Raw genomic sequence first — 20131 nt, forward strand, 5'->3', positions numbered from 1 at the left:
CCCGGTCCGAGCACTCGGGCCCGGCGCCACAACAGGAGGGCCTCGGATCGCCGGCCACGGTGTGCCGCCGCCGACACCGACGCCGGTGGCCGACCGGCGCACACGGCCGCCGCGGACCGCGTTTCGCGGCAGCACTCGCGCGACCTGCCGGACGACACTGCCCCGGACCTCGGGTCCGGGGCAGTGCGTGATGCGGGGATCAGGCGGAGGCGGCCACCTCGGTGCTCGCCTCGGCGTCGTGCGCACCGGCCGGCTTGCGACGGCGGCGCCGGCGACGGGCGGGCTTGTCCGCACCCTCACCGTCGGACTCCTCGGCGACGACCGTGCTCTCGCCGTCGTCGGTGCTCGACGTGTCGGTCGTAGCCGTGGTGTCGTCGGCGCCGTCCGCACCCGTCCGGCGGCGGCGCCGGCGGCGACGGGGCTTGTCGGCGTCCTCGCCCTCGGCGGGGGAGGCCGCCTCGGCGGCGCCCCCGTCGGTGGCCTCGAGGATGCCCTCGGCGGCCGGGTCGATCGGCTGTCCGGCGCGGGTGCGCCGGCGGGAGCGGGACCGGGTGGCGCGGGGCTCGCGCTCCACCACCACGGCGTCCTCGTCGCGCTGCGGCTTGCGGCTCAGCGCACCCGTCGTGCCCTCGGGGATGCCGAGGTCGGAGTACAGATGCGGGGAGCGGGAGTAGGTCTCCACCGGCTCGGGCATGCCGAGGCTCAGCGCGGCGTTGATCGCCGCCCAGCGGTTCAGTTCGTCCCAGTCGACCAGGGTGACCGCGACACCGGTGCGCCCGGCCCGGCCGGTGCGGCCGATGCGGTGCACGTAGGTCTTCTCGTCCTCGGGGCACTGGTAGTTCAGGACGTGCGTGACGTCGTCGATATCGATGCCGCGCGCGGCGACGTCGGTCGCGACCAGGACGTCGATCTTGCCCTTGCGAAACTTGTCCAGCGCCTTCTCCCGCTGGACCTGGCCCAGGTCGCCGTGTACCGCGCCGACCGCGAAGCCGCGGTCCGCGAGGTCGTCGGCCACCTTCTGGGCCGTGCGCTTGGTGCGGGTGAAGATCATCGTGGCGCCGCGGGTCTCCGCCTGCAGGATGCGCGCGACCAGTTCGCTCTTGTCGAGCGCGTGCGCCCGGTAGACGAACTGCGCGGTGCGGTCGTGCACCGCCGAATCGCTGGCCTCCTCGGCCCGGATATGCGTCGGCTTGTGCAGGAACGTGCGGGCCAGGGTGATGATCGGGCCGGGCATGGTGGCCGAGAACAGCATGGTCTGCCGGCGCTCCGGCACCATGGTCAGGATGCGCTCGATATCGGGCAGGAAGCCCAGGTCGAGCATCTCGTCGGCCTCGTCGAGCACCAGGACGCCGACCTTGCCGAGGATCAGATGCTGCTGTTCGGCCAGATCGAGCAGTCGGCCGGGGGTGCCGACGACCACGTCGACGCCCGTGCGCAGCGCCGAGATCTGCGACTCGTAGGGGCGGCCGCCGTAGATGGAGGTGACCCGCAGCGGGCCCTGGCTGCTGCCGAGGTGCTTGGCGGCCTTCTCCAGATCGGCGGTCACCTGGATGCACAGTTCGCGGGTGGGAACGATGATCAGCGCCCGCGGCGTGCCGTCCAGCGGCGTGGTGCCGGAGCCGACGGTGGCCACCCGGTGCAGCAGCGGCACGCCGAAGCCGTAGGTCTTGCCCATGCCGGTGCGGGCCTGGCCGATGAGATCCTCGCCGGCCAGGGCCAGCGGCAGGGTGAGTTCCTGAATCGCGAACGTGCGTTCGATGCCGAGCTCGCCCAGCGCGCGGACGATCTCCGGGCGTACGCCCAGTTCGGCGAAGGTGGGTGCGGTATGAGCCGGGTCGAGTTCCGCTGTCAGCAGCGTGTCGGTCAAACCGGGCTCCGGTTCGATGGTGATCTTGCTCAGGTTCGTGCCTTCCTCGTGTTATCGCATCTCGCGCGCACGAGGTGTGGGAAGCACCGGCGGCGGCCGGTCCGATGCGGACGGCGTGCCGACGGGGCGGACCACGGATCCGGCGGTTGCCTGCCGCCTGTGCCGTTTCCGGCGCTGCAGCCGCTGCCGGCGCTCGCTGCGGCCGACGCGGCTGCTCTGGCAGCCACGGGGGGCCGGCGGGCGCCGCATCCGGCGCAACGGGCCCGAGGGGACGGGCAGCTACCCGGCGCGGCGGTGTCGCGGATCTGGTGCGCGCACATTTTCACGGGCGACGATCAACCCCTGCTCGGCTGCTCCGGCTCGATTGCGAACCGGCGTCTGTGAGCCGAAATTTTCGTTGCCCACAGAGATTGTAGCGTGATAGCTTTCTGCACCCGATTTCCGCCACCCGCAATTGCGGATCGGATTTCCGAACCGCCGCGGCGCGCGTGTTCGACGCGATCGGTATTCGCGCTGTGGCGCACCGGAATTCGCGGTATTTCCGCATTTCCGGCGGCCCGGCCGGGGTGCCGGGGCACGGGACCGGCGGCTAGGCTGGAGGCATGGGAGTGAACCCGCCGGCCGCGCCGCCCCAGTCCGACGACCTCGAGGTCCGTATCCCCGCCGACCACCCCGGCGTCACCGACCTGTTCGCCGTCCTCGCCTACGGCGAGATCTCGGCCTTCTATCGGCTGGCCGAGGAGGCCGAGCTGTCGCCGACCCTGCGCGGGAAGGTCGCGGCGGCGAAGATGGCCGCCGCCGAGATGGAGCACTTCCGCACACTCGAGCAGGCGCTGGCCGGCCGCGGCGTCGACGTCTTCGACGCGATGGCGCCGTTCGTGGACGCGCTGGACGACTACCACACCTCCACCGATCCGTCGACGTGGCTGGAGTCGATGGTCAAGTTCTACGTGGGCGACGGCATCGCCGCCGACTTCTACACCGTGCTGGCCGTCGCGCTGGCCCCCGAGGTCTCGAGCGTCGTGCGCGACGTGCTGGCCGAGACCAGCCACTCCGAATTCGTGGTCGAGGAGGTGCGCAGCGCGGTCGAGGTGAGCCGCTCCGAGCGCGACCGCCTCACTCTGTGGGGCCGCCGGCTGCTCGGCGAGGCGATCACCCAGGCCCAGTTCGTGATGGCCCAGCGCGACGAGCTGACCGAGCTGGTCCTCGGCGCCACCGGCGACCTGAACGGCATCGCCGCCCTGTTCGACCACATGCAGACCCGGCACACCGAGCGCATGCGCGTCCTGGGCCTGGCCTGATCCGCTGCCGTCCGCTCGGCGCGGGAACCGTTCGCTGACAGCGCACCCGCACCGATAACGGCGCCGCCCGCCGCTGCACTAGCCTTGGACCAACTAGTCACTGGACACGTAGGAGGTTCGGCCGTGGAGGTCAAGATCGGCATTGCGGATAGCCCGCGCGAACTCGTCATCGCGAGCTCGCAGACCCAGGAAGAGGTCGAAACGCTGGTGTCCGGCGCACTGGGTGGCGGCGACGCCGTGCTCACCCTCGTCGACGAGAAGGGCCGCAAGTACCTGATCCAGGCCGCCAAGGTCGCCTACGTGGAGATCGGCAGCACCACCAGCGGCCGGGTCGGGTTCGCCGCGGTCTAGTTGCCCGGTCCGCGGGCGGGCACGTGCGAGAGTCCGCCCCAGCACAGGGCGACCGTGGTGTCGACCGCCTCCTCCTTCGGGATGGGGCGGTCGGCCTCCAGCCAGTACCGGGCGGTGATCTGGCTCGCGCCGACCAGCCCGACGGCGAGGATGCGGGCCCGGTACGGGTCCAATCCGGAATCGTGTGCGACGAGGTCGTACACCGCGTCCACACAGGCCTCGGTGGCCTGCTCCACCCGGCGCTGCACCTGCGGCTCGCTGGTCAGGTCGGATTCGAACACCAGCCGGAAGCCCTGGGTCTCGTGATCGACGAAGTCGAAGTACGCCTGCACCGCCGCCCGTACCCGCTGCCGGTTGTCGGTGGTGGAGCGCAGGGCCTGCCGGACGCTGGAGACCAGCATGTCGATGTAGTTCTGCAGGACCGCCAGATACAGTTCCAGCTTGCTGGAGAAGTGTTGGTAGAGAACGGGTTTGGAGACGCCCGCGCACTGCGAGATCTCGTCCATACCCGCCGCGTGATAGCCGCGTAGCACGAAGACCTCGCTGGCCGCCGCTAGCAGTTGCGCCCGCCGCGCGTCACGGGGCAGGCGGGTGCCGCGCTTGGTCGGAGCCATGGCCTCGGACGACGCTCGATGCGATGTCGCCCGGTCCACGAGGTCGGTCATTTCGCTTCTCCCACATCTTTCCCGTTGACGGTGCCGGTCCGGCAGAGCTCTCCAGGGGGTATCCCAAGAACGATACCCGCATCCAGTGGCGAAGTGCCGGTGCTCGAGGCCACCGGGGCGGGAGCTTACGGCATCCAGGCAACCACCGCTGGGGGTTGTCGCGGCACCGCAATTGCTGTTGGCAATCGGTCAGTAATTGGATGTGGTGGGAAATGTCGCATTTCCGCGAGGAAACCCGCAACCGTAACGCATCGAGTGCCGGGCGCCGGAAAGCGACGCCGCTGGTTGTGAGACTCTGTGGTGGTGACCGACCAACGGGCCAGACCGGCCGGGTACTCCCCGCCCGGGGAGCCACTGCGGGCGCAATGGGACCCGGCACCGGAGGATCTACCCGAACCGGAGACCGCGAAACCCGGCCGGCTACGTCGGTTCGTCACCACCTACGGCTGGCGGGCCTACGCGCTGCCGATCCTCACGGTGATCACGGTCCTGGTGGCCGTCGACGCGGTCCGCGGGGTCGGCGAGCCCGTCCTCGGCCCGGCGCCGGTCGTCGGCAATCTGAGCAGGCATTCCGACAAGGCAGGCGTGATCGGCGCCCCGCCGAAGGGCGACGGCAATTTCGTCGGGCGGCTGTCCGGATCGCTTCCCGACGGCGGCCAGTACGCCGAGGTCGGCGCCGGTACCTGGCATCAGGTGCCCGGCGGCTCGCCGCGGGTGGGCGCGGCCGAGACCCACCTCTTCACCTACACCGTCGAGGTGGAGAACGGCGTGAACACCGCCGAACTCGGCGGCGACGAGGCGGTCGCGGCCATGGTGGAGGCGACGCTGGCCAATCCCAAGAGCTGGATCCACGACGCTCGTTTCGGTTTCCAGCGCATCGCGACCGGCACCCCGGACTTCCGGATCGCGCTGGCCTCCCGCCAGACCACCCGGACGCTCTGCGGTTTCGAGATCCCCATCGACTCGTCCTGCTACGACTCCGACGAGGGCCGCGTGGTGCTGTCCGAGGTGCGCTGGGTGCGCGGTGCGGTCGCGTTCGACGGCGACATCGGCTCGTATCGCCAGTACCAGATCAATCACGAGGTCGGCCACGCGATCGGCTACCACGAGCACCAGCCGTGCGGCACCGACGGCGGGCTGGCCCCGGTGATGATGCAACAGACCTTCGGTACCGCCAACGACGACATCGCGGCCCTCGATCCGCAGGGTGTGGTGCCGATGGACGGCAAGAAGTGCCGATTCAACCCCTGGCCGTATCCACGCCTGTAGCAGCGCCGGGGCGGTCGTGGCGCCGGTCCGGGGGTGCGGCACCATGGTGGGGAAGAACGATGCGATTCGTGGCGTTGCACGTGTGGCGTTCGAAGCCACGCGCGCCGAGCGAAGTCGATTCGAGGAGTCCGAGAAACGTGTCATCAGCCACCCTGCCGCCTCTGGTGGAGCCTGCCGCGGAGCTGACCAAGGACGAGGTCGCCCGCTACAGCCGGCATCTGATCATCCCCGACGTCGGCGTCGACGGGCAGAAACGCCTGAAGAACGCCAAGGTTCTGGTGATCGGCGCGGGCGGGCTGGGCTCGCCGGCCCTGCTGTATCTGGCGGCCGCCGGCGTCGGCACCCTCGGCATCGTGGAATTCGACGAGGTCGACTCGTCGAATCTGCAACGGCAGATCATCCACGGCGAATCCGATATCGGCCGCAGCAAGGCCGACAGCGCACGCGATTCCATCGTCGAGATCAATTCGCATGTGACCGTGCACCTGCACAAGATCCGGCTGGAGCCGGACAACGCGGTCGACCTGTTCCGGCAGTACGACCTGATCGTCGACGGCACCGACAACTTCGCCACCCGCTACCTGGTGAACGACGCCGCGGTGCTGGCGGGCAAGCCGTACGTGTGGGGTTCGATCTACCGGTTCGAGGGCCAGGTCTCGGTGTTCTGGGAGGACGCCCCGGACGGCCGCGGCATCAACTACCGCGATCTGTACCCGGAGGCCCCGCCGCCGGGCATGGTCCCCTCCTGCGCCGAGGGTGGCGTGCTGGGTGTGCTGTGCGCGTCGATCGGCTCGGTCATGGTCACCGAGGCGATCAAGCTGATCACCGGCATCGGTGAGTCGCTGCTCGGCCGCCTGATGGTCTACGACGCACTGGACATGAACTACCGGACCATCAAGCTGCGGCGCGACCCGGCCCGCGAGCCGATCACCGAACTGATCGACTACGACGCCTTCTGCGGGGTGGTGTCGGAGGAGGGCCAGGCCGCCGCGATCGGTTCCACGATCACCGCGCGCGAGCTGAAGGACATGCTCGACGCCGGCAAGGACGTGGCGATCATCGACGTGCGCGAGCCCGTGGAGTGGGACATCGTCCGCATCGAGGGCGCCACGCTGATCCCCAAGGACCGCATCCTCTCCGGCGAGGCGCTGGCCGAACTGCCGCAGAATCGCCCGATCGTGCTGCACTGCAAGTCCGGGGTCCGCTCGGCCGAGGCGCTGGCCGCGCTCAAGCAGGCGGGTTTCTCCGACGCCACCCATCTGCAGGGCGGAATCCTCGCCTGGGCCAACCAGATCGACCCGTCCCTGCCCGTCTACTGAGCCGCCCGGCGGTCCCGGCGCGGCTCCCGTGGATGCCGACCGGTCCGGGATACGGTACGGTCCGTGACTTCTGTGGAACCTCCCGAACACGTGCGCGGCACGTTCGGGCTTCGCGAGGTGACGCCGGTCGCGCTCGGCGACTGGGACGGCGGATGGCGCTGCGGTGACGTGGTGCTCAGCCCGGTGGCCGATCACGCCCGCGCGGCGTGGTCGGCGAAGGTCCGCGAGAACCTGAAGGTCGACGGGCTGCGGCTGGCCCGCCCGGTGCGGGCCACCGACGGCCGATACGTGGTGTCGGGCTGGCGCGCGGACACCTATCTCGACGGTGTCCCCGACGCCCGGCACGACGAGGTCGTCTCGGTGTCGCTGCGGCTGCACCGGTCCACCGGCGCGCTGGAGCGTCCGCGGTTCCTGTCACAGCAGCCGGTCGCGCCCTACGGGGATGTCGACGTGTTCGCGGCGGCCGACCGGGCGGCGTGGGAGCCGGTCCCGCTGCGCGCCCTGAAACTCGGTGGCATGCAACCGGCCACCTCCCCGGACGGTCAGCGCAGCCTGCAGATGCTGACCCAGCTGTCCACCCTGCGCAAGCAGGTCCGGACCCCACCGCAGCTGGTGCACGGCGATCTGTTCGGGACCGTGCTGTTCGCCGCCGAGGACGGCCCCGGCCTCACCGACATCACCCCGTACTGGCGGCCCGCGGCCTGGGCCGCGGGCGTGATCGTCGTCGACGCGCTGTCCTGGGGCGGCGCCGACGACGGATTGCTGCGGCGCTGGACCGATCTGCCGGAATGGCCGCAGATGTTGTTGCGGGCGGTCATGTTCCGGCTCGCGGTACACGCATTGCATCCGCGGTCCACCCCGGAGGCGTTCGCGGGACTGGCCCGCACCGCCGATATGGTGCGCCTGATGGTGTGAAAGTCGTTCAGCGGTCCGAATATTCGGAGATGAGCAGGCCGAGGAAACAATTGGCGGCGCGGGCCGCGCGGTCGGCGTCGCCGTCGACGACGGCCTGCACCAGTTCGGCGTGCTCGTGGTGGTACGGGCCGAGCGCGCGGGCGATGTTGACCCGGATGCCCTGCTCGATCACCGGCAGCAGCGAATCGTAGAACTCCAGGTACACCGCGTTGTGGCTGGCCACCACGATGGCCCGGTGCAGCTGCACATCGATGTCGAGGGCCTCGGCGCCGGTCTCGTCCCAGGCCTGCCTGCGCTCCTCCAGCAATCGCTGCAAGGCCGCGATGTCCGCGTCGTCGCGGCGCTGCGCGGCCAGGCGCGCCGCGGTGGTGTCGAGGGCCTGCCGTAGCTCGAGCACGTCCCGGGCCTGCGCGTCGGCGAAGTATTTGGTCAGCGTGCCGCCGAGGTCGGAGGTGGCGATGACGTAGGTGCCCGAGCCCTGCCGGCGCTCCAGCATGCCGGCGTGCACGAGGGCCTGCACGGCCTCGCGGACGGTGTTGCGGCCGGTGCCGGTGAGCTCGGTCAGTTCCGGCTCGGTCGGGATGCGGGAGCCGACCGGCCAGCTGCCGGAGCGGATTTCGGCACGCAGCTGCTCGGTGACCTGCGCGATGAGGCTGGTGCGGCGGACGGGTTGCACGCGTCACAGCCTACAGCGCGGGTATCCCGTTGCTTCGTATCGTCCAATCATCCTATGATTTTTACGTGACCGTAACCGCCGATCGCCGGACCACCGCCGCCCTGTCCCGCCCCTCCCTCCGCGAGGGGCGGCTGCTCGTGCTGGCGGCGATCGTATTGTCCGCGCTCAACCTGCGGACCGCGGTCACCGCGTTCACCCCGCTGGCCGAGCGGATCGGCCACGACATCGGCTATTCGACGGCCGTCGTCGGCGTGTTCGGCATGATCCCGACCGCGATGTTCGCGCTGGCCGGGCTGCTCACCCCGGTGCTGGTGCAGCGGCTGGGCCTGGAGCGCACGGTGCTGGTCGCGATGCTCGCCGCGGGGGCCGGGCAGGTCGTGCGGGCCGTGGTCCCGCAGACCTGGGAATTGCTGGTGTGCTCGGCGCTGGCGCTGACCGGGATGGGCGTCGGCAACGTGGTGATCCCGCCGCTGGTCAAGCGGTACTTCGCCGACCGGGTGTCGGTGCTGAGCTCGGTCTACATCACCATGGTGCAGCTCGGCACGGTGGTGCCGGCGCTGGTCGCCGTGCCGGTGGCGCAGGCGCACGGCTGGCGGATCTCGCTCGGCATGTGGGCCGTGCTCGCGTTCGTGGCGGTGCTGCCGTGGGCCGGCGTGCTGCGCGGCCGCCGGGGCCGGGATCTGGCGGATCGCACAGCGCTGGACGCGCTGCCGGACCTCGCCGACACGGACCGGCCGGCAGTGCAGGCCGCCGCCGAGCGGCCGGTCGCCGGCCCGGTGTGGCGCTCGCCGGTGGCGTGGGGCATGGCGGGCATGTTCGGCATGACCTCGCTGACCACCTACGCCATGTTCACCTGGTTACCGAAGATCTTCACCGACGCCGGCGCGAGCGCCGCGTTCGGCGGCGGCATGGTCGGCGTGTTCGCGCTGATCGGACTGGTGTCCGCGCTGACCGCGCCGCCGCTGGCCGCGCGGATGCGCAATCCGTTCGTGGTCGTGATCGGTTGCGTCGCTTGTTATTTCGCCGCCTTCGCGGGACTGTTGCTGGCGCCGATGGGCGCGCCGGTGCTGTGGGTGCTGTTGCTGGGCCTGGGCCCGAGCACCTTCCCGATGGCGCTGACATTGATCAATCTGCGCAGCCGCACCCAGGCCGGATCGGCGGCGCTGTCCGGCTTCACCCAGGGTGTGGGGTACATCGTCGCATGCGTCGGCCCGCTGTTGTTCGGTGTGCTGCACGGGGTTTCGGGCGGCTGGGCCGCGCCGTTCGCGTTGCTGGCGGCCGTCCAGGTGGTACTGCTGATCGCCGGCTGGCAGGCGTGCAAGCCGCGGCTGCTGGAGGACACCCTCGGGTTCGCCCGGTCGCGCTGATATCGGAAATGCGCGCGCCGGGAATGCTCATCGCACGGCTTGCCGGGCGGTGAGGGCCGGAGCATCATTTCTTGCGAGAGCAACGATGTGTGGGCGACAACACACGCCCGCGGCACCTCTCACCGCTCCGACCTGCGATTGTCGGTGTTTCTTGACCGGCGGAAACGCCTGTGTCACACGGGCGAAACAATGGTTTCCCCCTCACCGGAGCCCCCGAAACCACGTGAGCAACCGTTGATGCACCGGTGATTTCGCGCAGCATCACCGCAATACCCGTTTCCTACGGTTGGGCCATCCGAATTCCAGGAGGCCCGAGTTGACCACCACGCTGCCACGCAATCACGACATCGACCATTGGGATGCCGAAGACGTCGAGGCCTGGGCGGGCGGCGGTGAGCAGATCGCCCGCCGCAACCTGATCTGGTCGGTGTTCGCCGAGCACATCGGATTCTCGGTGTGGTCCATCTGGTCGGTGATGGTGCTGTTCATGCCGACCGACGTATTCCACATCGACCCGGCCGGCAAGTTCTTCCTCGGCGCCGTCCCCACTCTGGTCGGTGGCATCCTCCGCGTTCCCTACACCGTCGCCACCGCGAAGTTCGGCGGCCGCAACTGGACCATCTTCAGCGCGCTCGCGCTGTTGGTTCCGACGCTGCTCACGCTGTATTTCGTCAATCACCCGGGCACCTCCTACACGACATTCCTGATCGTGGCGGCATTCGCGGGACTCGGCGGCGGCAATTTCGCGTCGTCGATGGCGAACATCAACGTCTTCTACCCGCAGCGGCGCAAGGGCTGGGCGCTGGGCATGAACGCCGGCGGCGGCAATATCGGCGTGCCGGCGATCCAGCTGGTCGGCCTGGCCGTCATCGCGACGCTCGGCAGCCAGTACGGGCACGCCTCGGTGGTCTGCCTGGTGTACCTGGTGCTGATCGTGCTCGCGGCGGTGGGCGCGGCGCTGAACATGAACAACGTCCGTAACCAGAAGGCCGACTACGGCTACATGCTGACCGCGCTGAAGGTCCCGCAGTCCTGGGCCATCGCCTTCCTGTACATCGGCACCTTCGGGTCGTTCATCGGGTACGGGTTCGCCTTCGGCCAGGTGCTGCAGATCGGTTTCATCGCCGGCGGGGCGAAGGCGGCGGCCGCCGCTCTGCACGCCGCGCAGATCGCGTTCATCGGCCCGCTGCTGGGCTCGCTGTCGCGGCCGTACGGCGGTAAATGGGCCGACAAGATCGGCGGCAGCAAGGTGACGCTGTACAGCTTCCTCGCGATGACCGCCGGCGCGATCATGGTGGCCGCCGCGAGCGCCGTCGCCGACGGGCACAAGCACGCCCCCAAGGGCGGCGTGATGGTGGCGCTGGTGGCCGGATTCATCGTCCTGTTCCTGGTGTCGGGCATCGGCAACGGCGCGGTCACCAAGATCATCCCGTCTGTCTTCGACGCGAAATCCCGTGGGCTGCGGCTCGATCCGGCTGCCCGGGCGGCCTGGTCACAGAACACCTCCGGCGCCCTGATCGGTGTCGTCGGCGCGATCGGCGCGCTCGGCGGCGTGGGCATCAACCTGGTGCTGCGCTCCTCGTACTCCGCCACCAAGTCCGCAACCACCGCGTTCTGGGTGTTCACGGTCTTCTACCTGGTCTGCGCGCTGGTCTGCTGGGCCGTGTTCCTGCGCCGCCCGCGCTCCAGCGCATCGGCCCGCCCGGAGGAGGGGTCCGCGACCGGTGTGGTGACCGAGGCCGAGGCGCTGGTGCTGGAGGCCGAGGCCACCGACAGCGGCGCGGCAGTCGTGCCGAACACCGCTCACTGATCCGACATTCCGACCCGACACCACAAAGGACAGAGCATGAACGCCGCAGTGGAGCCCGGTGCCCGCAAGACCGTGGTCGTCGCCGGACACGGCATGGTCGGTCACCGGTTCGTGGAGGCGCTGCGCGCCCGTGACCTGGACGGCCGCTGGCAGGTCGTCGTCCTGGGCGAGGAGACGCTGCCCGCCTACGATCGGGTCGGACTGTCGTCCTACGTCGGCAGCTGGGACGCCGCGCAGCTGGCGCTGCCCGGCAACGAGTACGCCGGCGACGATCTGGTGGACCTGCGGGTCGGGGTGCGGGCCGACGCGATCGACCCCGCGACCCGCAAGGTCACCACCTCCACCGGTGACGTCGTCGGCTACGACGCCCTGGTGCTGGCCACCGGCTCGTACCCGTTCGTGCCGCCGGTGCCGGGCCACGACCTGCCCGCTTGTTTCGTCTACCGGACCCTCGAGGATCTCGACGGCATCCGGGCCACCGCGCAGGCGGCCGGGCCCGGCGCGGTCGGCGTGGTCGTCGGCGGCGGGCTGCTGGGCCTGGAGGCCGCCAACGCGCTGCGGCTGCTGGGCATGACCCCGCACGTCGTCGAGTACAACAGCCGCCTGATGCCGGCCCAGGTCGACGAGGGCGGCGGCGCCATCCTGGAGCGGCTGGTCACCGATCTCGGCCTGGAGGTGCACACCGGCGTCGGCACCTCGGCCATCGAACCCGCGGAAGACGGTGCGGGACTTCGGATCACGCTGTCGGACGAGTCGGTGATCGATGCCGCCCTGGTGGTCTTCTCCGCCGGTGTCCGCCCGCGGGACCAGCTCGCCCGCGACGCCGGCCTCGAGGTCGGCCCGCGCGGCGGCGTGATCACCGATCTCGGGATGCGCACCTCCGACCCGCACATCTGGGCCGTCGGCGAGGTCGCGGCGGTCGAGGGCAGCTGCTACGGCCTGGTCGCCCCCGGCTACACGACCGCGGAGGTCGCGGTCGACCGATTGCTCGGCGGCAGTGGCGAATTCCCGGGCGCCGACATGTCCACCAAGCTGAAACTGCTGGGCGTCGACGTGGCCAGCTTCGGCGACGCGCACGGCGTCACCGCGGGCGCGCTGTCGGTGGTGCTGCACGACGCGGCCCGCGGCACCTACGCCAAGCTGGTCGTCTCCGACGACGCCAAGACCCTGCTCGGCGGCATCCTGGTCGGCGACGCCTCGGCGTACGCGGCGCTGCGGCCGCTGGTCGGTAGCGTTCTGCCCGCCGAACCGGCGGCGCTGATCTCGCCGGCCGGCGCCGAACTCGGCGCGGACGCGCTGCCCGACGAGGCCCAGATCTGCTCCTGCAACAACGTGAGCAAGGGCGCCATCGTGGGCGCGATCCACGAGGGCGCCTGCGACGTACCGGCGATCAAGGGCTGCACCAAGGCCGGAACCTCTTGCGGCGGTTGCGTTCCCATGCTGAAGAAGCTGCTGGAACAGTCCGGTGTGGAGATGTCGAAGGCGCTGTGCGAGCACTTCGACCAGTCCCGGCAGGAGCTGTTCCACATCGTGGCGAGCACCGGCATCCGGACGTTCTCGCAGCTGATCGGCCGGCACGGCCGCGGCATGGGCTGCGACATCTGCAAGCCGACAGTGGCGTCGATCCTGGCGTCCACCTCCAGCGATCACATCCTGGACGGCGAGCAGGCGGCGCTGCAGGACACCAACGACCACTTCCTGGCGAACATGCAGAAGAACGGCACCTATTCGGTGGTGCCGCGGATGCCCGGCGGTGAGGTCACCGCCGATCAGCTGATCGAGATCGGCAGCATCGCAAAGGATTTCGGCCTCTACGTGAAGGTCACCGGCGGCCAGCGGATCGACCTGTTCGGCGCCCGGGTCGAGCAGCTGCCGAAGATCTGGCAGCGGCTGGTCGACGCCGGCATGGAGTCCGGGCACGCCTACGGAAAATCGCTGCGCACGGTGAAGAGCTGCGTCGGCTCCACCTGGTGCCGCTACGGTCAGCAGGACTCCGTCGGCATGGCGGTGCTGCTGGAGAAGCGCTACCGGGGCCTGCGCTCGCCGCACAAGCTGAAGCTCGCCGTCTCCGGCTGCGCCCGGGAATGCGCGGAGGCCCGCGGCAAGGATGTCGGCGTCATCGCCACCGAGCACGGCTGGAACCTGTACGTCGGCGGCAACGGCGGCCTGACCCCCAAGCACGCCGTGCTGCTGGCCGGCGATCTCGACGACGAGACGCTGATCAAGTACATCGACCGCTACCTGATGTTCTACATCCGCACCGCCGACCGGCTGCAGCGCACCGCGCCGTGGCAGGAGGCCCTCGAGGGCGGGCTCGACTATCTGAAAGCGGTGGTGTGCGACGATTCGCTGGGGATCGCGGCGGAACTGGAGGCGGCGATGGTCCGGCATGTCGCCGGCTACCGCGACGAGTGGGCTGCGGTGCTCGACGATCCGGCGAAGCTGTCGCGGTTCGTCTCCTTCGTCAACGCTCCCGAGGAAGCCGATCCGACGATCACGTTCGACGACAGTGGCGAGCGCAAGACACCCGTTCTGCTCGGTATGCCCGGTATCGCGGAGGGCTCCGCAGCCCGATGAGACTCGCGTCACAGCTGGTCCACCCGGTGGCATGCGGGGGAAATGGGCGCGTAATCGCCCGGAAACAGCGTGCCGGTACCAACTAGGTAAGGCGTTCGGAGGAGAGCTACCGATGACCGTGATCGATACGACCGTGACAACGCCGGTCACCACCACCGGCTGGACCCAGGCCTGCCGTCTCGACTATCTGATTTCCGGCCGCGGCGTGGCGGTGTTGCTGAAGGGTGGCCAGCAGGCCGCGCTGTTCCTGCTGCCGGACGGTTCGCTGTACGCCGTCGGCAACATCGATCCGTTCGGCCGGGCCGCGGTGATGTCCCGCGGTATCGTCGGCGACCGCGGCGGCGTGCCGATCGTGGCGTCGCCGCTGCTCAAGCAGGCCTTCTCGCTGCTGGACGGCCGCTGCCTGGACGACTCGGCGGTCACGCTGCCGGTCCACGCGGTCCAGGTGTCGGACGGGATCGTGTCCGTCTCGAACGAGCCGGTCGCGCCGTGCGAACCGGCGGAGCTACCGTGACGGGAGAATTGGACGGTTTCACCGTCGGCGTGACCGCCGCGCGCCGCGCCGACGAACTCGGCACGCTGCTGTCCCGCCGGGGCGCGACCGTGGTGGCCGCCCCGGCGATCCGGATCATCCCGCTGGCCGACGACACCGAGCTGGAGCGGGTCACCCGGCAGCTGGTCGCCGACCCGCCGCAGGTGGCGGTCGCCACCACCGGCATCGGCTTCCGCGGCTGGATGGAGGCCGCGGAGGGCTGGGGCCTCGCCGAGGACCTGCGCACCACGCTCGCCGGCACCCGCCTGCTGGCCCGCGGCCCGAAGGCCAAGGGCGCCATCCGCGCCGCGGAACTGCGCGAGGAGTGGTCCCCGGCGTCGGAGTCGTCGGCGGAGGTGCTCGACCACCTGCTCGGTGAGGGCGTCGAGGGCGTCCGCATCGCCGTCCAATTGCACGGCGCCACCACCGAATGGGAGCCGGTACCGGACTTCTGCGAGGTATTGCGTTGCGCCGGAGCGGATGTCGTGCCGGTGCCGGTGTATCGCTGGACGCCGCCGGAGGATCGGCAGCCGATGGACCGCCTCATCGAGGCGATCGTCACCTTCGGGCTGGACTGCGTGACCTTCACCAGCGCGCCCGCGGTGGCCTCACTCCTGATGCGCGCCAAGGAAACCGGCCTGCTGGACGCCGTCGTGCACGCCTTCCGCACCCGGGTGCTGCCCGCGTGCGTGGGCCCGATCACCGCCGCCCCGCTGGAGGAGCTCGGCGTGCCCACCACCTCGCCGGGCCGCGCCCGGCTGGGCGCGCTGGCCCGCCACGTCGCCGAGGAACTGCCGCGGCGCGCCAACAAGATTCACGCCGGCGGCCACATCCTGAGCGTGCGCGGCGGCTGTGTCGTGGTGGACGGCACCGTCCGTCAGCTGGCCCCCGCGCCGATGGCCCTGATGCGGGCATTGGCCCGGCAGCCCGGCCGGGTGGTGTCGCGCGAGGACCTGCTCGCCGCGCTGCCCGGCGGCGGTGACGACACGCACGCGGTGGAGACCGGCATCGCCCGCTTGCGCGCCGGCCTCGGATCCCCGAAAGCCATTCAGACCGTGGTGAAACGCGGTTACCGCCTCGCCCTGGATCCGGCCGAGTGCGGCGACGACAACCCGCGCCCCCCGGTCGGTTACGTCCCGTCGCTGCGCCCGCGCCGGCTCGCGCCCGTGGCGGGAAATTGGTGACCGCACCGGCCCTGGTGCTGGCCGCCCACGGCACCAGGAGCGCGCGGGGCGTGCAGATGATCGCCGACCTCGCCGCCGCGGTCGACCACGAATTGCGCAGCAGCGCAGGGTTTTCCGACGCACCGATCGTCCGGACGGCCTTCGTGGACGTCCTCGGCCCGACCCCGGCCGAAGTGCTGCGCGACCTGAATCAGCGTCCGGCCGTAGTGGTTCCGGCGTTCCTGGCCTCCGGCTACCACGTGTACCGGGACGTACCGCGCGAGGTGGCCGAGAGCGGCCATCCGGCCGTGACGGTCACCCCGGCCATGGGCCCCGACCTCGCACTGGCCCGGGTACTGCGCGCCCGGTTGCGCACGGCCGGTTGGCGATCCGGTGACGCGGTGGTGCTCGCCGCCGCCGGATCCTCGGATGCCCGTGCCCGCCACGACGTCCGCCGAGCGGCCGCCCTGCTGGGCGACCTCCTGCACACCACCGTGCGAGTCGGCACGATCGCCACCGGCGGCCCGCGCGTCCCCGAAGTGATTGCCGCACTACGCGAATCGGGACAGGAAAGGGTCTTCGTGAGCTCGTACCTGCTCGCCGAGGGCCTGTTCCAGCAGCGCCTGCACACGGCAGGCGCCGACGGTGTGGCCGACCCGATCGGCGTGCACTCGTCGGTCGTCCGCCTGCTCGCCGACCGTTACCGCACCGCGGCGGACATCCTGCTCGACGCCGTCGCCTGATCGAGGCGGCAGGACACCTCGTCGCCGAAGTCGTAGCGGTCGTACCTCCAGGTGCCGGGCCGCCGGCGAAGCCGTCCCGACCCGGGGATCATCCGGATCCGCGATCCGGCGTGGCATGATGACCGCCAGGATCGCGGATTTCAGGAGTCCAACGTGGCCGGCACGCTCACAGTCGATCTTCACCCGGTTTTCCGGAGCGATCGCGACATCGACAAGGCCATCCGCAGTGCGGTCTTTCGTGCGGCCGCGCAGAAAGCGGACCTGCTGGAGATCATTCCGGGCAAAGGTTCCGGAACCCTGAAACGCCGCGTCCTCGCCAAGCTCGCGCAGCCGAGCTTGAAGAAACTCTACCGGCGTGTCGAAGCAGATCCGGGGAACGAGGGGCGGATTCTCGTTCATTTTTAATTGGCTGGGACGCACCTCTTCGCCGGGTATCGATCCGTCCGCCGAGCGAGTCGTGCTCGCTGCTCAGCGTCGGGCTTCGATCTTCAGGTCGCCGAAGGTGACCGCGCGGGTCATCGCGCGGTCCAGGAATTCGTGCGGGAAACCGAGATCGATGGCGCTGGCCGCCTCGAGGCGGGCCAGATGCACCGGCTCGAATTCGACCTCCAGCGCGCCGAGGTTGTCCTCCAGCTGGGCGGCGGTGCGGGCGCCGATGATCGGCGCCGTCACCGCCGGATTGCACAGGGTCCAGGCCAGCGCCACCTGGGCCGGGGTGCGACCGAGCTCGGCCGCTACCTCCCGCACCACATCGGCGATCGCCAGTCCGCGTTCGGTCAGCGATCCTTGGGCTTTCGCGAGATTCTTGCGAGTGCCCTCCGGCTCGGCGACCGCCTCGCCGCGCAGATCGTCGCGCCCGTACTTCCCCGTCAGTACCCCGCTGGCCAGCGGCGACCAGGGGATCACCCCCAGCCCCAGTTCGCCGGCCATCGGGATCAGTTCGCGCTCCACGGTGCGCTCGAGCAGGCTGTACTCGACCTGCAACGCCACCAGCGGCGACCAGCCACGCAGATCCGCGATGGTCTGCATCCGCGCCACCTGCCAGGCCGGCGCGTCCGAGATCGCCACGTACAACACCTTGCCCTGCCGGACCAGATCGTCCATCCCGCGCAGGATCTCCTCGACCGGCGTCAGCCCGTCCCAGGCGTGCAAGTACAGCAGATCGATGTAATCGGTATTCAGCTGCCGCAGACTGTTCTCCACCGAGGCGAACATGCTCTTGCGCTGATTCCCACCGGAATTGGGATCACCGGGCCGCCGCAACATGGTGTATTTCGTTGCCAGCACCAAACTTTCGCGATTGCCCCGGGTGAACTCACCGAGCAGCCGCTCCGAGGTGCCGTCGGTGTACATACTGGCGGTGTCGATGAAGTTGCCGCCGCGCTCGACATAGGTGTCGAACAGTTTGCGGGCGTCCTCGGTATCGGCGCCCCAGCCCCAGTCCGCGCCGAACGTCATGGCGCCCAGCGCCAATGGCGAGACGCGCAGACCGGAGCGGCCGAGCAGCCGGTACGTGTCGAGAGTGCGTGACATCGAATCTCCTTGATCGCTTCCGTGATTCGAGTTCCAGTCTGCGAACCGCGCGAGCATCCGATAAGGGAGAGTTTTTCCTGGTAAGGCCGGTACTACCCATGGCCCGTAGGATCGAGGGATGACGACCGGTGCGGTGGACCCGGCCGGGAGCTCGCCTAACCCCCTGCTTGCTGTCATCTGCTCCAAGAATGAGGGGGCAGCCTCTGCCCCGAGCGCTTGTCGGGAGCCGGGGGCTGCCCTCTCCTCGCGTCAACGGCCTGATCCTTCCGCTGAGCGGGGAGCTTTTCGCGCCGGTGTCGGCGCGGCGGTGCGGTGATCGTTTCGGTTCTAGAATCGCAGTTCCGGGAGGGTGTTGAGGTCGATGCCGTGGCGTGCGTAGATCTTGATGGTGTTCTCGCCGGTGAGGTCGGACTCGCTGTAGCCGAGCAGCTCGGCGATCCGGATCACGTCGGTTTTGGTCGGTGCTTCGATCTCCAGGTACGGCGGGATCCGGGGCCAGGAGTCGAGTTCGAGTTGTGCGTTGTCGAGGGTGAAGCTGACCCGTTTGGTTTCCTGGTAGGACTTCGGGGTGAAGCCCAGTATGCCCAGCAGGCTGTTGGTGGCAGCGAAGTCGTCTACCGTGACTTCCACTTCGTGGGTGCCGTCGATGGCGTCGCTGGTGATCTCCTTGACGGCGAGTGTGACGCTGTTTCCGTTGTCGCGGAGCCTGATCCACCTGGATTCGTCGCTGGGAGTGATGTCGTAGACGTAGCGGCGCATGAAGCGTTCGCCGTGGTTGTTGCCGCCGAGTTCGAGGATGCGGCGTTCGATCGTGTCGGGGTCGATGCCGAGGATTTTCGCTTCGTGCTCGATGGGCATGGACGTCTCCTCTACAGGGTTGGTTGGCGGTCAACGCTATCCGGCACGACGCGCGGTGAGCCGGTGGTATTCGGCTCGGCGCAGGGTCAGGATTTCGTGGCGTAGTGGGCTGGTCAGGAATTGCGGTAACGGCATGCAGAGGTCCATGCGCTGGATGCAGACACCGACGTGGAAGGTGCCGGACCGGTCGTAGTACAGGCGGATTCCGTAGAAGCCTTCTTCGCAATCGGTGCCGTTGTTGAAACGGCATCCCGCACACGTCCTCGGGAGCCGGACTGGGCGGATCTGCTTGAAGTAGACCCTGCGTCCGTCCGGCAGGCGGTAGGCGGTGCGCGCACCGGATACCCCGGCGGTCACATAGTGCGCCTCGGCGACGGCACCCCGCTCGGCCAGGACACGTTCGATCGCCTGGATCGAGACGGCGCCCCGGTCGAGTGAGTTGAGCAGTCGGACGGTCAGCCGGGGCGAGTACTCGTCGAGGAGACGGTGTACGCGCGGTGCGTGGGTGTGGTCGGGTACGACGATGTTGGCGCTGGCGCGTACGCCGTGCTCCGCGCAGGTGGCGATGGATCGCTGGAGTGCGTCTATTTTCCGTTGCGCCAGAACGGGGTTACGGAATCGGGTGTGTTGGACTTCGGCGAGTTCGGTTGCGGTGGTGCCGAAGATCGAGAAGTTCACTCGGTCCAGGCCGGCGGTGGCGCACTCCGGGATGACGCGTTCGCCGCGTTCTCCGTTGGAGGTCATGGCTACTCGGTAGCCGGCGTCGACGGCGATCCGGGTCAGACCGGCGACGGCGGGGTGCAAGGTCGGTTCCCCTCCGGTGAGATGCAACTCGGTCAGCTCGAAAGCATTCCTGAGGGCTACCAGCGCATGGGCGAACGTCTGGTCATCCGGAACGGGTGCCGGGAGGAATGTTGCCCCGTTGGTGGTGGCGTAGATCGACATTCGACCGCTCGGGCCGGCGATAGCGAACGGTCCTGCCGGTCGGTGTCGGTTGTCGGCGGCGACCGGTGTGCCTTCGTTGTGACAGAACGTGCAGGTGAAACCGCATGCGTCGTGGATCTTCACGCGCAGAGTGGCGTCTCGGTCGATGTGGGCAGGGATTTCGACACGGAGCATCGCCGTGCCCCCTTCATTCGATCATTGAATGCGTTACCTCCGATGTCGGCCGCTCGGATCGTCACT

General features: G+C 69.5%; 18 protein-coding genes. 12 read left to right on the forward strand and 6 right to left on the reverse strand.

What is annotated here, in order from left to right; genetic code table 11:
• Positions 1-199 precede the first annotated feature (199 nt).
• A complete protein-coding gene (locus NRB56_RS19250) occupies positions 200-1867 on the reverse strand; it encodes a DEAD/DEAH box helicase (protein WP_227838007.1) in 1668 nt (555 codons plus the stop codon).
• A gap of 602 nt (positions 1868-2469) precedes the next feature.
• Here NRB56_RS19250 and NRB56_RS19255 point away from each other — a divergent pair.
• Both NRB56_RS19255 and NRB56_RS19260 read left to right on the forward strand, forming a co-directional pair.
• Positions 2470-3168, forward strand: coding sequence for a ferritin-like fold-containing protein (locus NRB56_RS19255; protein ID WP_153344123.1), 699 nt, complete (start codon positions 2470-2472; stop codon positions 3166-3168).
• 123 nt (positions 3169-3291) lie between these two features.
• Complete coding sequence (locus NRB56_RS19260; RefSeq protein ID WP_319943212.1) at positions 3292-3519, forward strand: DUF3107 domain-containing protein; 228 nt, start codon at positions 3292-3294, stop codon at positions 3517-3519.
• Here NRB56_RS19260 and NRB56_RS19265 read toward each other — a convergent pair.
• Positions 3516-4184, reverse strand: coding sequence for a TetR/AcrR family transcriptional regulator (locus tag NRB56_RS19265; protein WP_153344127.1), 669 nt, complete (start codon positions 4182-4184; stop codon positions 3516-3518). The two genes, NRB56_RS19260 and NRB56_RS19265, sit on opposite strands and share 4 nt — an antisense overlap.
• A gap of 297 nt (positions 4185-4481) precedes the next feature.
• Here NRB56_RS19265 and NRB56_RS19270 point away from each other — a divergent pair, with 297 nt between their 5' ends.
• The 3 genes from NRB56_RS19270 to NRB56_RS19280 all read left to right on the forward strand — a co-directional run bounded on the left by NRB56_RS19270 (position 4482) and on the right by NRB56_RS19280 (position 7687).
• Positions 4482-5453 (forward strand): DUF3152 domain-containing protein, encoded by a 972-nt coding sequence (locus NRB56_RS19270; RefSeq protein WP_319943213.1) that lies wholly within the window; start codon positions 4482-4484, stop codon positions 5451-5453.
• Positions 5454-5590: 137 nt separating this feature from the next.
• The gene (gene moeZ / locus NRB56_RS19275) at positions 5591-6772 is read left to right on the forward strand and encodes an adenylyltransferase/sulfurtransferase MoeZ (RefSeq protein WP_319943214.1); all 1182 of its coding nucleotides are present in this window, start codon (positions 5591-5593) and stop codon (positions 6770-6772) included.
• 63 nt (positions 6773-6835) lie between these two features.
• Positions 6836-7687, forward strand: coding sequence for a TIGR02569 family protein (locus NRB56_RS19280; protein ID WP_319943215.1), 852 nt, complete (start codon positions 6836-6838; stop codon positions 7685-7687).
• A gap of 7 nt (positions 7688-7694) precedes the next feature.
• On the opposite strand, the gene NRB56_RS19285 is transcribed toward NRB56_RS19280, so the two are convergent.
• On the reverse strand, positions 7695-8363 hold the full coding sequence (locus NRB56_RS19285) for a FadR/GntR family transcriptional regulator (protein ID WP_319943216.1): 669 nt from the start codon (positions 8361-8363) through the stop codon (positions 7695-7697).
• A 65-nt stretch (positions 8364-8428) separates the two neighbouring features.
• Between NRB56_RS19285 and NRB56_RS19290 the strand changes: the two genes are divergently transcribed.
• From NRB56_RS19290 to NRB56_RS19320, 7 genes are all read left to right on the forward strand, one after another.
• Complete coding sequence (locus NRB56_RS19290; protein ID WP_319943217.1) at positions 8429-9730, forward strand: MFS transporter; 1302 nt, start codon at positions 8429-8431, stop codon at positions 9728-9730.
• Between the two features lie 316 nt (positions 9731-10046).
• On the forward strand, positions 10047-11540 hold the full coding sequence (locus NRB56_RS19295) for a nitrate/nitrite transporter (protein WP_153344129.1): 1494 nt from the start codon (positions 10047-10049) through the stop codon (positions 11538-11540).
• A 36-nt stretch (positions 11541-11576) separates the two neighbouring features.
• Positions 11577-14117 (forward strand): nitrite reductase large subunit NirB, encoded by a 2541-nt coding sequence (gene nirB / locus NRB56_RS19300; protein WP_153344131.1) that lies wholly within the window; start codon positions 11577-11579, stop codon positions 14115-14117.
• 112 nt (positions 14118-14229) lie between these two features.
• The gene (nirD, locus tag NRB56_RS19305; RefSeq protein ID WP_153344133.1) at positions 14230-14631 is read left to right on the forward strand and encodes a nitrite reductase small subunit NirD; all 402 of its coding nucleotides are present in this window, start codon (positions 14230-14232) and stop codon (positions 14629-14631) included.
• Positions 14628-15833: a uroporphyrinogen-III synthase gene (locus NRB56_RS19310; RefSeq protein WP_319943218.1), complete on the forward strand. Its 1206-nt coding sequence runs from the start codon at positions 14628-14630 to the stop codon at positions 15831-15833. The genes nirD and NRB56_RS19310 overlap by 4 nt, the downstream gene beginning before the upstream one ends.
• A complete protein-coding gene (locus NRB56_RS19315; RefSeq protein ID WP_319943219.1) occupies positions 15830-16555 on the forward strand; it encodes a sirohydrochlorin chelatase in 726 nt (241 codons plus the stop codon). Before NRB56_RS19310 ends, NRB56_RS19315 begins: the two co-directional genes overlap by 4 nt.
• A gap of 153 nt (positions 16556-16708) precedes the next feature.
• On the forward strand, positions 16709-16960 hold the full coding sequence (locus NRB56_RS19320; RefSeq protein WP_319943220.1) for a Smr/MutS family protein: 252 nt from the start codon (positions 16709-16711) through the stop codon (positions 16958-16960).
• Positions 16961-17023: 63 nt separating this feature from the next.
• Here NRB56_RS19320 and NRB56_RS19325 read toward each other — a convergent pair whose 3' ends face one another.
• The 3 genes from NRB56_RS19325 to NRB56_RS19335 all read right to left on the reverse strand — a co-directional run bounded on the left by NRB56_RS19325 (position 17024) and on the right by NRB56_RS19335 (position 20065).
• Positions 17024-18088, reverse strand: coding sequence for an aldo/keto reductase (locus NRB56_RS19325; protein ID WP_153344136.1), 1065 nt, complete (start codon positions 18086-18088; stop codon positions 17024-17026).
• A gap of 327 nt (positions 18089-18415) precedes the next feature.
• The gene (locus NRB56_RS19330; RefSeq protein ID WP_153344138.1) at positions 18416-18946 is read right to left on the reverse strand and encodes a class IV adenylate cyclase; all 531 of its coding nucleotides are present in this window, start codon (positions 18944-18946) and stop codon (positions 18416-18418) included.
• Positions 18947-18982: 36 nt separating this feature from the next.
• On the reverse strand, positions 18983-20065 hold the full coding sequence (locus tag NRB56_RS19335) for a radical SAM protein (protein WP_153344140.1): 1083 nt from the start codon (positions 20063-20065) through the stop codon (positions 18983-18985).
• Positions 20066-20131 lie beyond the last annotated feature (66 nt).

It is taken from the genome of Nocardia aurantia, from assembly GCF_009604425.1.
Classification (GTDB): Bacteria; Actinomycetota; Actinomycetes; order Mycobacteriales; family Mycobacteriaceae; genus Nocardia; species Nocardia aurantia.

Excerpts from the sequence above, each read along its gene's own strand:
- NRB56_RS19265 (WP_153344127.1), bottom strand. The coding sequence starts at position 4,184 with ATGACCGACCTCGTGGACCGGGCGACATCGCATCGAGCGTCGTCCGAG.
- NRB56_RS19335 (WP_153344140.1), bottom strand. The coding sequence starts at position 20,065 with ATGCTCCGTGTCGAAATCCCTGCCCACATCGACCGAGACGCCACTCTG.
- NRB56_RS19255 (WP_153344123.1), top strand. The coding sequence starts at position 2,470 with ATGGGAGTGAACCCGCCGGCCGCGCCGCCCCAGTCCGACGACCTCGAG.
- NRB56_RS19325 (WP_153344136.1), bottom strand. The coding sequence starts at position 18,088 with ATGTCACGCACTCTCGACACGTACCGGCTGCTCGGCCGCTCCGGTCTG.
- NRB56_RS19330 (WP_153344138.1), bottom strand. The coding sequence starts at position 18,946 with ATGCCCATCGAGCACGAAGCGAAAATCCTCGGCATCGACCCCGACACG.
- nirB (WP_153344131.1), top strand. The coding sequence starts at position 11,577 with ATGAACGCCGCAGTGGAGCCCGGTGCCCGCAAGACCGTGGTCGTCGCC.
- nirD (WP_153344133.1), top strand. The coding sequence starts at position 14,230 with ATGACCGTGATCGATACGACCGTGACAACGCCGGTCACCACCACCGGC.